10 protein-coding genes and 1 pseudogene are annotated in these 12,458 nt (G+C 51.5%); 6 read left to right on the top strand and 5 right to left on the bottom strand.

Annotated elements, in window-relative coordinates:
* Window positions 1-52: 52 nt before the first annotated feature.
* On the bottom strand, window positions 53-331 hold the full coding sequence (locus tag RHH53_RS00165) for a hypothetical protein (RefSeq protein ID WP_310743898.1): 279 nt from the start codon (window positions 329-331) through the stop codon (window positions 53-55).
* A gap of 235 nt (window positions 332-566) precedes the next feature.
* Between RHH53_RS00165 and RHH53_RS00160 the strand changes: the two genes are divergently transcribed.
* From RHH53_RS00160 to RHH53_RS00140, 5 genes and pseudogenes are all read left to right on the top strand, one after another.
* Window positions 567-1,031, top strand: coding sequence for a type IV pilin-like G/H family protein (locus RHH53_RS00160; protein WP_310743897.1), 465 nt, complete (start codon window positions 567-569; stop codon window positions 1,029-1,031).
* A gap of 107 nt (window positions 1,032-1,138) precedes the next feature.
* Window positions 1,139-1,243: pseudogene (locus tag RHH53_RS00155) on the top strand (IS630 family transposase); the annotation flags it as partial.
* A 170-nt stretch (window positions 1,244-1,413) separates the two neighbouring features.
* On the top strand, window positions 1,414-4,794 hold the full coding sequence (locus RHH53_RS00150; RefSeq protein WP_310743896.1) for a glycosyltransferase: 3,381 nt from the start codon (window positions 1,414-1,416) through the stop codon (window positions 4,792-4,794).
* Window positions 4,795-4,992: 198 nt separating this feature from the next.
* Window positions 4,993-5,289 carry a ferredoxin PetF1 gene (gene petF1, locus RHH53_RS00145; RefSeq protein WP_297051799.1) on the top strand — a complete coding sequence of 99 codons (297 nt, stop codon included), beginning with the start codon at window positions 4,993-4,995 and terminating at the stop codon, window positions 5,287-5,289.
* A gap of 105 nt (window positions 5,290-5,394) precedes the next feature.
* Window positions 5,395-6,537, top strand: a complete 1,143-nt coding sequence (locus RHH53_RS00140; protein WP_310453831.1) for a GNAT family N-acetyltransferase — start codon at window positions 5,395-5,397, stop codon at window positions 6,535-6,537.
* Here RHH53_RS00140 and RHH53_RS00135 read toward each other — a convergent pair.
* The 4 genes from RHH53_RS00135 to RHH53_RS00120 all read right to left on the bottom strand — a co-directional run bounded on the left by RHH53_RS00135 (window position 6,534) and on the right by RHH53_RS00120 (window position 10,804).
* Window positions 6,534-7,289, bottom strand: coding sequence for a hypothetical protein (locus tag RHH53_RS00135; RefSeq protein ID WP_310743895.1), 756 nt, complete (start codon window positions 7,287-7,289; stop codon window positions 6,534-6,536). The two genes, RHH53_RS00140 and RHH53_RS00135, sit on opposite strands and share 4 nt — an antisense overlap.
* Window positions 7,290-7,318: 29 nt before the next feature.
* Window positions 7,319-8,794: a hypothetical protein gene (locus tag RHH53_RS00130; RefSeq protein WP_310437777.1), complete on the bottom strand. Its 1,476-nt coding sequence runs from the start codon at window positions 8,792-8,794 to the stop codon at window positions 7,319-7,321.
* A 79-nt stretch (window positions 8,795-8,873) separates the two neighbouring features.
* Window positions 8,874-10,424 (bottom strand): DUF697 domain-containing protein, encoded by a 1,551-nt coding sequence (locus RHH53_RS00125; protein ID WP_310743894.1) that lies wholly within the window; start codon window positions 10,422-10,424, stop codon window positions 8,874-8,876.
* Window positions 10,421-10,804 (bottom strand): hypothetical protein, encoded by a 384-nt coding sequence (locus tag RHH53_RS00120; protein WP_302678521.1) that lies wholly within the window; start codon window positions 10,802-10,804, stop codon window positions 10,421-10,423. Before RHH53_RS00120 ends, RHH53_RS00125 begins: the two co-directional genes overlap by 4 nt.
* 203 nt (window positions 10,805-11,007) lie before the next feature.
* Between RHH53_RS00120 and gatA the strand changes: the two genes are divergently transcribed.
* Window positions 11,008-12,456 (top strand): Asp-tRNA(Asn)/Glu-tRNA(Gln) amidotransferase subunit GatA, encoded by a 1,449-nt coding sequence (gene gatA / locus RHH53_RS00115; protein ID WP_310437775.1) that lies wholly within the window; start codon window positions 11,008-11,010, stop codon window positions 12,454-12,456.
* The last annotated feature ends 2 nt before the right edge of the window (window positions 12,457-12,458 follow it).

Raw genomic sequence — 12,458 nt, 5'->3', positions numbered from 1 at the left:
CCCTACGTCTCAAGTCTTTTATTTGTTTTAGCAGCCGTACTCTACCTACCGCTCAAGGCTGATCGTCGTTGCTGAGGCGGTTTTGCAGGTCATCCACCGCTTCATTAATTTGGGCAATTTTGGCCTCTAGCTCTAGGCGCATCGACTCCATTAAGTTGTCATCACTGCTGTTGAGAGGAGTGGCTTTATCCCCCCGCAGTCGCCTAGATTCACCCGTAGCTGCTTGCCGCAGTCTGTCCTTGACTAAAAGCGTGACAAGGGAACCCGCAATGCCCCCAAAAAGGGCACCTGCAAGAAATCCCCAGCCAAAGCCATTGCCACGGTTATTCATAAAGAGACTGATCAGGCTTGATAACTATAGACTAGCCTACTGCACATGAGGCGAAGATACCACGCGAGCCAGCTACCGCAAATTTAGCAGATTGGGAATGACGCCTACCGAGGGCACTCCAGTAGTAGCGGGGAAAAAATCGGAAACTTTTTAGCAGGGGTGTTAATTTTGCTGCAGGGGGTGGGTATGTTATGCCTAGAGGCGAATATCTCTTGACTTAAGGAGTCTCAAAAATATGAAAACCGAACTGAAAGCGAAATTCCTCCAGCACCTGCTGGCCAAGAAAAAAGCCAACGAAGGCTTCACCCTGATTGAACTGCTGGTGGTGGTGATCATCATCGGTATCTTGGCCGCCATTGCCCTGCCCTCCATGCTCAACCAGGCGGCTAAAGCTCGTCTCTCTAGCGCCAAGAACACGATCGGTGCCATCAACCGTGCCCAACAGGCCTATCGTTTGGAAAACACAAATTTTGCACCTGATGTCACAACCCTGAAGCTAGGGGTCTCGACACCTGATGGATACGAGACGCCTGGAATTACGGTTAATGCTGGGGCAAGTGCTATCGCCAAAACGACCTCTATTGACGACCAAGGGACAGGGGTCACAGGTTGTGTGACGGTGAACAACGGTATCACGACCTCTACAATTGTGACAGGCGCCAATAATAATGCTCCTAACTGCCCTGCTCCTTCTTCTTAGGTCAATGCAGTAGGACTGCCTAAGTTTTTTTGCAGAGTTTTACTGATAAAACCTGAAGTGCCAAGAATTCTGTATTCTTGGCCTTTTATTTATATCTAGATTTTATTTTGAATGTGATTGAGCATGACTTTAGTGCGCTGAAGCAAGCGCGGATGTATGCGGGGTCAAACTGTTCTATGGATGAGATAATTCGCAAGTATTGTGCTGGATAATGTCTCATTCTTGATTGGAATAGCTATATTAGTCTTAAGTTAAGTTTTAAGTCAAAGTTGGCTTTACTCAGTCAAACCAAATTAGAGCTAAAACGAGGTATTCTTGGCTTTTTTCACCAAAAACTATTACCTTAAGAGAAAATTAGTCTGGTCAGTTACCCTCTGCTCCTATGCGCATTCTCTTTATTGATCGGATTGGTTGGCAGTACACACTCAACACACCCTATGAAGCTCCCTTAGGGGGGTCACAGTCGGCGTTGTGTTATCTGGCGGAGCAATTGCAACAGCGAGGGCACGAGGTCTGGCTCTTCAATAACACGCGGCATATTGAATGTATTCGGCAGGTTCCCCATCTGCCCCTAGCTTGGCTGACGCTGCCATTCCTTGAGCAACTGCAACCTGATGTGGCCATTATTTTAAATAGTACCGCTGCGGCTGACCAGCTTCGTTTAGTGTTGCCACCCCAGACTCCCCTATTACTATGGACACAACACGCTGCCGATCAACCTGCCGTTGAATCTTTGCAATCCCCTGAACATCAAGAGGTCTATCAACGGATTATCTTAATTAGTCAATGGCAGCAAGAGCAATATATTGAAGTATTCAAGATTCCTGTTGAGAAAACCGCTGTCCTGCGTAATGCCATTGCCCCTTGTTTTGAAAACCTTTTTGATCCTACAGAATCTATCCTTAAGGCAAAGGCGCAACCCTTGACGCTGGCCTATACGAGTACCCCCTTTCGCGGTTTGCATCTACTTCTTGATCTCATGCCTTCGCTGCAGGCGAGCCATCCCGCAGTACGTCTCAATGTTTATTCCAGCATGAAGGTTTATCAAGCCAGCGAGGCTGAGGATCAACAGCGGTATGGGAACCTTTACCAACGCTGCCATGACTTGGCCAATGTCAATTATATTGGCTCACTCCCCCAACCAGAACTAGCTCAAGCCCTTAAATCCACTGCCATTTGGGCTTATACGAATACCTTTGCTGAAACCTCCTGCATTGCCGCAATGGAGGCTATGGCCAGTGGTTGCTACGTCATTACTAGTGAACTGGGGGCACTCCCTGAAACAACAGCGGGCTTTGCTGACCTCATCCCTCTTCCCCACGAGGACTATCTGGTTGCCTATGGCTGCGTGCTTGATCAGGTGATTCAACGGTTTAAAGACCCTCAAGCCCATGCCGCCCTCGATGCCCATCTCCGTGCTCAAGTGGACTACATCAATCGCCACTGCACATGGTCAGTTCGTGCCCGCGAATGGGAAGCATTTCTAGAACAGGTGTTGACAGAGTCTGTGGTAATGTTGGGCAACTGGCAGCAGCGACTTCGCTATTATCTTGAACAGGGACGATATGAGGATGTACTAGCTGCCTGCGAGACATTGAGCGAGCAGTTTCCTGCAGAGCACTACTGGGTTGCCTATCAAGGCGCCACGTACATTTTTCAGGGCAAGGAGACAGAGGCACAGCTGCTGTGGTCAGCGTATCTCAGTGACTTTACTGAAGAAGAGCAAGTAGAAATTACGGCAACATGGGCACCCATCTTATTGGAGCTTGCAAATTTACCCTGCAACACCTTAGAATTGCAATTTGCTCTCACAAGCTACGCCTACGAATTTACCCCTAACCTCAAGATAGGGCTGAAATTAATTAACCTCTCACTTCAATTACGATTCGGCACAGAAGAAATTACTCACTTGTTACATCAACTCACTGCTTTATTGCCACCAAATGAAGGCTTAGAGGAAATTAACCCTGATGATGTTGTTAATACAGTGCAGCACTTAGTGGGTGACAACAGTGAGCTAGAGGGGTTGCCTGAGTTTATCAAAGCGCTAGGCCAATATCCATCACTGCAACCTGCGCTTGAGAAGGTAGTGTTTGAAATGCTCAACAATCATCCTGCTAACCTAGCTCCTTCCCTAGCTGAGGTTTATCTAAAAATTGCTGAGGAAAAATGGGGATTGTACGAGTTTCTTTCTCGTATTTGTGCTAAGAGCAAGTTACATGAGTTGGCACTTTACTGTGCAAATAAGCTCTTTGATTATCCACTGACACTTTTGGGGGAGGATGTCAGCCCCACTTCTAAACTGCACGTGCTACAAACGTTTAAGTATGATCTCAATTATTCCGAAGAAGTTGCAAATCTGTGGAAGAGATGGTTTGAGAACGCCGATCGCTGTAATCAATTTCTTGCAGAGAATATCAGCAGTCAACAAATTGACTTTGGCAGCATCTTTTATGCTATCTCTTCTTACTTTCATCTGACACATCAATTTGATGAACCTTCTAAAATTAAACCAATCTATAACAGGCGTAATAAAGTCTTTTATGAAAATGCTCAGTACTTTCTACCCGTCAATAATTACTATGCTAATCATCAACGATCTTTACATTCTTCCATAGAGAGTTCATCTACTGAGAAAATTAAGGTTGGATTTATTGGCAATTGTTTTCACGAGCATCCTGCGGGTCATCAGGTTCGTGCCTTTATTCGGTTGTACGATCGCCAGCAGTTTGAATTTTATGGTTATAATCCATGGTTTCGTACCAGTAAGGAAGACCAACTTTCTCGCTGGTTTCAAGCTAGTTTCGATTACTTTCGCAGTTGTGACACAAAAGTCAATGAGATTGCTCAGCAGATTTATGACGATAAAATTGATCTTCTCATTGACTTAGATAGCTGCACCAGTGACCTTACCTATCAAGTTCTCACCCTCAAGCCAGCACCTGTACAAGCGACATGGGTGGGCTTTGATGCCATTGGCTTGCCAACAGTAGATTACTTTATTGTTGACCCGTATATTCTTTCCGAGGGAGCGCAGGCATGGTACACAGAAACCCTGTGGCGCCTGCCGGATTGTTATCTCTCCCTTGATGGCTATGAGGTGGCCAACAAAACTGGGATTCGCGATCAATTGGGGCTGAGTGCCGATACGGTGATCTTTCTGTGTGCCCAGCGAGCCAGTAAAATTCAACCCGAAATGCTCAAGCTGCTATTTGCCATTGTTGAAGCGGTGCCAAATGCTGTACTCATTGTCAAGTACCACGCTAGTAGCTCGATTTTTGAGGAGTGGTGCCGCAGTGTGGCGGAAGCTGCCGGATTTGATTTAAGCAAACTCTATTTCTTGACATCAAATCTGCCAGAGATCCACCGTGCCAATCTCTATGATGTGGATGTGGTGCTGGATACCTATCCCTATGCTGGGGGAGCAATGAGTCTTGAAGCCCTCTGGTTGGAGGTGCCAATTGTTACAAAGGTAGGCCAGCAGTTTGTGGCACGCCATACCTATACTTTCCTGAAAAATGTTGGCGTTGAGGAGGGGATTGCCTTCAATGATGAGGAGTATGTGAATTGGGGAATTCGTTTCGGGACGGAGCCAGCGCTGCGGCAGCAGGTCAGCTGGAAACTGCGCCAAGCTAAACGCTATGCCCCCCTGTGGAATCCCCAACGCTTTAGCCGTGAGATGGAGCAAGCCCTAACGGCCATGGTGAATCGGTATCGGACAGGGGAGTTGGTTGTGCCCCCGCGCCATCGAGTCGGAGAATAGAGCCAGTCATCGAGTTTGCTTAATTTTCTCCATAGGGTTCAATGTCTATAAGTATTTCAGATACCTTGGGAGCCTCAAATTACGAAAACGATACAAAGAGGGACTTGAATCCAACCATCAAGGTTAGGGTTTTCCCCTAGTATCTAAATTGGAGCGTGATGGCTCCCTGCCTTTTCCATACATGAGAGGACAAGATTCATGGCAACCTACAAAGTAACGCTAGTGCGTCCTGATGGAAGCGAAACAACAATTGACGTGCCCGAAGATGAGTACATTCTGGATGTGGCTGAAGAGCAAGGCTTAGACCTGCCCTTCTCCTGCCGTGCTGGTGCTTGCTCGACCTGTGCCGGCAAGCTGCTGGAAGGGGAAGTGGATCAGTCGGATCAATCCTTCTTGGATGATGACCAAATCGAGAAGGGCTTTGTGCTCACCTGTGTCGCCTATCCCCGTTCTGACTGCAAAATCCTCACCCACCAAGAGGAAGAACTTTACTAAGGCGATTTTGCACAATTTATGTTGCTGGGGCGGTTGTCGTTGGGCATCGCCCCTTTATTTTGGGACTGGAGTCCTTAAGATGGAAGTAGTGATTGGTGCCGGCTGATGGTTTCCGACTTGCCCTCCACTGGTGATTTGATTATCCGTCCCTTGGCCTATCGGGATGTGGAGGTGGTGGAACAGCGGCTGTGCCATGAAGGGGTACATGATCAACCCTTTGGTCTGCCGTCCTTGGCGGGTGGCCTGATGACCTCACCGCTGCATCTATTGCAGTGGCTAACGGGGATGAGCAAGCTGCGGATTTATGTTGCGGAGCGGGACAACCAAGTGTTGGGCGTTGTGCAGGTGGCTCCCTTTAATGAAAGTCGCACCACATGGCAGGTGCAGCAATTGGCCGCCCAAGAGTTTACGGAGGTGGGGACACAACTCCTGCGCCACTGTTTTAGTACCCTTGTGGAAGCCCGTACTTGGATGGTTGAAATCAATATTGACCACCGTGAAGCACTAGACCTCTACCGCCAAAATGGCTTTCAACCCTTGGCGCATCTCACCTACTGGCAAATTTCAGCGGATCAGTTGGCAGAACTGGCACAGGGCACACCTTGCTTGCCTAATTTGCTGAAGGTCACGAATGCTGATGCACGGTTGCTGCATGAGTTGGATACGATGTCGATGCCGGCACTGGTGCGCCAAGTCTTTAATCGCCACTATCGGGACTTTCAAACGAGTCTTTTGGATTGGCTACACCACGGTTTGGCCAGTTGGTCGCAACAGGTACAAGTGCATCGTGCTTATGTGTTTGAACCACAGCGGAAGGTGGCGATCGCCTCCTATACACTCCATACCAGCCAAGATGGACACACGCCCCACTGGCTAGACTTAACAGTACATCCTGCCTATACAAATCTGTATCCAGGGGTACTGACCCACATTGCTCGCTTGGTGCAGGCCTATCCGCCCGTACCTCTACTGCTGTCTTCGACGGATTACCAAGGGGAGCGAGAAGCCTACCTTGAAAGCTGGGCTGAACCTATCCGCCGCAGTTTAATGATGTCGCGCTCGGTGTGGCACAAGGTGCGGGAAGTGCGATCGCCCCTGCCGGAAGGCTTGACCTTATCAGAAGTGCTGCAAGGCCTGCAAACCCATCGCCGTCCTCAACCCGGTCAGATTCATACCAAAGAGGGAGCACAGGCCTACTACCGCGAGCACTCACCCGAAAACACATCGCCCCCAGAAGCCCAATCTTAATCTTGGGAGAGGGAAATTTCCGAGGTTTCAGTGTAGCCTTGGAGGGCTTGTAAAAGGCGTTGGATTGCGGTTTCATTGTCGAGGGGCAACCCTTCAGGTTCAGCAACAGCCGTGCGCTGGGTGAGCTGCGGTAGAGTTTCGAGGCGTTGACCGTAGGTATTGCCCTTGGTGGCCAGCGGTGTGCTTCGGGGCAGCGGGTTGAGGAAGCTAATTTGCTCAGGCAAGTAGAAGATGGGTTGCAGGTGCTCTAGGGGAAAGGTGCCATAGCCTTGGGCATCCGCTGGATGGTGTTGCCAGTAGTCAAGAAGGGTCTGGCGATCGCAAAAACCCAGCATCTGTGCCTGACGGCGATCGCGATCCAAACCAACAGCAACTGCCAAATCGGCGTTGATCACCCCCAAAAATGTCGGGCAATGGATCCGCAGAGACTCTCCCGCCTCGACAGGATAGATAGATAACTGCACCCCTTCCAAGTTGAGATCCGCAATGTCCACAAGGTCAAGAACCTCTGGCCGCTCACACCAAGTGGTACTCAAGGTCAGATCATCGGGCAGATCGTCCAGATCATCCTGCTTACTGGGAACACCCTCATTTTCCCACCAGTCAATGAAGGCGTAGAGGGCAACCAAATAGGGCAGAACCTGCCGTTGCCGACTGGGACGACATCCCTGAAGCACCGCATGGGCGGCATCCAATATCAGGGAACGAATGGGAACAGTCGGTGCCAAAAAGGAAGTCATAGCCGTCGTCATCCAAACCAAGTACGAAAAAGCGAGGCTGCCTAGGGAAGGTAGTAAATATCGTTATGCTCACACCACTGCGCAAGTTTGGCCTCTATTTGCTCATCAATTTGTTTTGCGGTGTAGCGGCCACGGGCATAGTCAGGGTGAATTTCACGGCGGGTTTGCCGTCGTTGGTGGGGGCTGGGGATTGATTGGGTTTCATACCATCGCCTCATCCATTGCGGAATCTGGGGATCTTGAAAGAATTTACGGTAGAGCCACAGGCGATATTCACGACCGAGGCAGCGAGAAATCGTGGGCTGGCTGACAAAGAGTTCACGGGCAATTTCGGCTTGGGTACGGCGACGCTCACACCAATCCCTGACCCATGTCGGCGTCTGCGGATCATTGAGAAACTCCACTATGCACTCCACCCCTTGGCCATTGCTGGTTGGCAGTGTGCGGGTATCGGGATAGTTGTCAATCCATTCTTGGTTGCTGTCGGTGGAGCAAATGTTCAGAGAGCGAGTGGACTGCACATAACGTCCAAGAATACGCCGCACCTGTTGATGAATGTCGCGGGTGTACTCGATCGTCCAGCCCAAGAGTTGGGCAATGTGCTGGCGCAAGCGAGCCGTCGAAGCACGGATACGGGGATCGGTAATTTCCGTTTGGACAATCGTAATCAACTGAGCGCAGGCTTTGGGATCAATCTCCCGTTGTACCTCAGGGGGTGCTGCTTGATAACGATCTTGAAAGACTTGCAGGGCGCGGTTGTCATAGAAGAGCAGTTCATCGGCCTCGCGCTTGAGGAGTTTGCGTTTTTCATCCGCCAGTTTATTGCTGATGACCGTGCGCACCCATGCTTCAAAGGTGGGACGACCATGACCAGTGGCACCAAAGGGCTTGAGGGGGTCAAAGGATTTCATTGCTTCCCAGAGCCAGCCCGTGAGGTTACTTTGGCATTGCTCGGGATCAGAACTCCCCAGACACACCGTGCGCAGGAGATCGCGGTACTCTTGGCGAAACTGGGGGGATAGGAGAACCGTTGCGCCGAGTTCTTGACGTAGGCACTGGATAAAGAAGGCAAGGAAACACTCGGCCTCTGTCAATTCGGGAGAGGGATTACGGTTGGCTAGGGCTGGGCGACTAAAGGCAAGCACCAGTTGCTTTAGGGGTTGATTGTACTGGCCACGATTGAGGCGATCGTACTCGTCTTGAATGACGGTGGCGGGAATTTGCAGTAACCGCTGCACCGTTTTTTGCACTGCCTGCTGTTGGAGTTGATCGCGGCTCAAGTTTTCTAGGCAGCGAGGAAAGAGGCGAAAATAGGCTTCCACTAGGCGTTGGAGATAGCCGCCGCGTTGACTCAGATGGGTATCAATGTTGCGCTCGAGGATGGCTCGCAGGGCTTGAGAGAGGGGCTTCGTCACAGCGGGCGATCGCTCCCCGGCCAAATAACGAGACCGAGCTGCCTGCAATAACTGCGGCAGTTGTTCCACCTCAAGATCGGGACTGCGGGTCGAGAGACTCATCCGAAATCGGTAACATAAAATAGTTACTGAACATAGTAGCGGTTTTTGCTAAGACCCTTGGGGGAATCCTAAGAATACCTTAAGGCAGCTCTTCCTCATGGGATAAGGGTGTTTTCATTGCTTCAGGCATCATGGTGCCAAGTTGCGACGGTAAGCGGGCGATCGCCTGCTGCACAAAGGAGCGAATAAATTCATCGCGGCGATTGAGTTCAAATTGCTGTTGAACTACTTCGCTGATGCCACCATCGCCCCAGTCTTGGTTGTGGCGAAAATATTCCATAAAACTTTTGCCCGCAATCCGAGTGAGATAGGCGGCTGTAATTCCTTGGACGGCTTTGCCCACCACCAGCCCCCCCATGCTCAATTGCAAGGCCGTACCGACGAGATTCATGGCTCCCTTAACAATGCCCAAGCTGGCCAGGGTTTTGCCTAGGGAAAGAGCTAGCTCGCGGGCGCGATCGCGATTCAGGTCACAGCCATAGACCTTGCCAATTTCCATCACCATTTGCGCATTCACGGCGGCGGCAGCCAGTAGATCTACGCCGGGAATCGGCGTGACACAGACCACACCCGCACTGATCCACTGGTAGCGCTCCACTACCTTATCGGCTTGGCGGCGCCGTTGCTGATCAATGATTTTGCGAGCCTGCTCCCCTAGGCGTTGCGACTGCAAGAGGATATTATCTGCCACGAGGTCATCCCCTTCCTCGCGGAGAATAGCACTCAGCCGCCGAATCAATGGCCAAATATGGGGTTCGGGTTCTAACCACTCTCCTGTGTCGAGGCGAATCGGTTGGGGACGGGCGGCAATACCCACCACATCTTGGGGTGGAATCAACCCCTTGACCCGCTGCCGTAGATGGCGCAAAAGAGCCAGTTGATCGGCCTCGGAGCGCAAGTCAATTTTATTGAGCACCAAGAGCGATCGCTTGCCCATTTCCACCAAGTTGACCAAGGGGGTATATTCCGACTGGCGCAGGTCATCATCGAGCACAAAAAGGAGTAAGTCTGCTTCGGCGGCCAGTTGGCGGGCTAATTGCTCGCGGTAGGTACCAGCCACACCCGCCTCCAAAATGCCGGGGGTATCGGTAATCAGAATTTCCCGCTCTGTATTAGGTAGCCAAAAACGATAGGTTTGCCCCACCGCCGTCGTGCCCATTGTTGGTGCCACTTCCCCCACCATTTCACCAAGAAGGGCATTGACAAGAGAGGTTTTACCCGCCGAACCGGTGCCAAAGACCACAATGCGCAATTCTTGGCGGTAAAAATCCTCCGCCAGCTCCCGTGCCCGTGCCAACAGCGCCTGCCGTGCCACCTCATCTTCAATTTGACTCAGTTGCTGCCGTAGGGCTTTGAGGTTTTCGGCGGCGGCCTCCGTTTTATCGAGGGGGGCTTGGGGCGTAGCGGTGGCGGGCTTGCCCTTGCGCTCAAGTAAGTACAGGTAACGAAAGAAGGTATAGAGCAGCCCCCCCAATAGACCAATGAAAATCAGCACCAAGAGATTGGCCAAAAAGGGGGCAGTAAAGGCCACCTGCACATAGAGCCACGTGAGTGCCGATATCAACCAGAGGATGAGCACCAGAATGGCGCTGAATCCCAACAGGGGCCAAAACCAGCGCTTGGGGGTCATGGCAGGTATTTCATCAGACGTTGTAGGAAGGGCAATTGCAGCGATCGCCCCTGCCACAACTGTACCATCAGCCCCAAGTTCACCAGAAAATAGGCGGATCCCCAGAGACTATTGAGAAAGAGTAATAGGCCATGATGCAGAGACTGGGCTTCACTCACGCTGACCGCCCCATTCAGCAGGCCATAGCCCAACAGCCAAATGAGACCAATGAGAACAGCGAGGCGGCTCACTTGTCGGGTCTGGCGATCGCTCCCCCGGCGACTCAACTGCCACAGTGCTGGAATCATGCCAAAAATGGGCAGCAAATAGACAAAGAACAACAATCGCTGCAATGTCGGGTTGGTAAAGGCTTCCCGATCCACGGGGTCGAGCGGTTCCATCGAATACTCCCCAAGGGCATGAGCACCGTCGTCAGGGCTTCTTGATTCCTAATATATCGCTGATTGATTCAGAGACAGCCCTGTGCCAAAGCGCTGCATCTGGAGCAATAAATGATCAGCCACATTGCTAAACTTAAGATTGGCCTGTTTGCGGCCATGCCCGCGATCGCCAGTGTTGCATTGTCACTAGGGAATCTGCATTTATGTCAGTGATTCAGGAGCTCCACCGTCAACTCGTTCGCAAAGAACGCTCCGCCACTGAAATTACCCAAGCTTACTTAGATCGCATTGCCCAAGTGGAGCCAACGCTCCATAGCTTCTTAACCGTGACGGGCGATCGCGCCCTTGCCCAAGCGGCCGCTGTAGATGAGCGCATTGCTGCCGGTGAAGAGATTGGTGTGCTCACAGGGATTCCCTTGGCCATCAAGGATAACCTTTGCACCTACGGTGTGCGCACCACCTGTGCCTCTAAGATGCTGGAGCACTTTGTCCCCCCCTACGAATCCACCGTGACCCAAAAATTGCAGGCCGCTGGCGCGATTATGGTGGGCAAAACCAATCTCGATGAATTTGCCATGGGCAGCTCCACCGAAAATTCTGCCTTTGGTTTCACCGCCAATCCTTGGCATCCAGAGCGGGTCTCTGGGGGGTCTTCTGGGGGATCTGCTGCCGCCGTTGCTGCCGGGGAATGTGCGGCTGCCCTTGGTTCCGATACCGGCGGTTCCATTCGTCAACCCGCCGCCTTTTGTGGGGTGGTCGGCCTCAAACCGACCTATGGTTTGGTGTCGCGCTATGGCCTTGTTGCCTATGCGTCGTCATTGGATCAAATTGGGCCTTTGGCACCGACAGTTACTGATGCTGCGATTCTTTTGGGGGCGATCGCGGGGCATGATCCCAAGGATGCCACCAGTCTCAGCGTGTCGATTCCCGACTACACCCAAGCCCTCAAACCCGATCTCAAAGGAATGCGCATTGGCGTTATTCAAGAAACAGTGAGTGAAGGCATCCAACCAGAAGTGAAATCTGCCCTTGAGGCCGCCCTAAAAACCCTAGAGGAATTGGGAGCCACGATTGTTGAACTCTCCTGTCCCCGCTTTGCCTACGGCCTGCCCACCTACTACATTATTGCCCCTTCGGAAGCCTCGGCAAACCTAGCCCGCTATGATGGCGTGAACTTTGGTTTTCGCGCTGAAGGAGCCAGCGATCTCCTTGAAATGTACATGAAAACCCGCGCCCAAGGCTTTGGGGCTGAGGTGAAGCGACGGATCATGATTGGCACCTACGCCCTTTCCGCTGGCTACTATGATGCTTACTACCTACGGGCACAAAAGGTACGCACCCTGATCAAAGAAGACTTTGCCCAAGCCTTTGCACAGGTGGATGTTTTGGTCTGCCCCACAGCTCCCACCACTGCCTTCAAAGCTGGGGAGAAAACCGCCGACCCCCTGAGTATGTACCTGTCAGATCTGATGACCATTCCCGTGAACCTTGCTGGCTTACCCGCATTGAGCCTCCCCTGTGGCTTTGATCACGAAGGGCTGCCCATTGGTCTGCAATTGATTGGCAACGTCCTAGGGGAAGAGACCCTATTTCACGTTGCCTATGCCTATGAACAGGCGACCCCTTGGCACCAGCAGCAGCCGCCGCTTTAGAC

It is taken from the genome of Thermosynechococcus sp. PKX82, assembly GCF_031583255.1.
Lineage (GTDB): Bacteria > Cyanobacteriota > Cyanobacteriia > Thermosynechococcales > Thermosynechococcaceae > Thermosynechococcus.
This window is presented reverse-complemented; position numbering and strand designations above follow the sequence as displayed.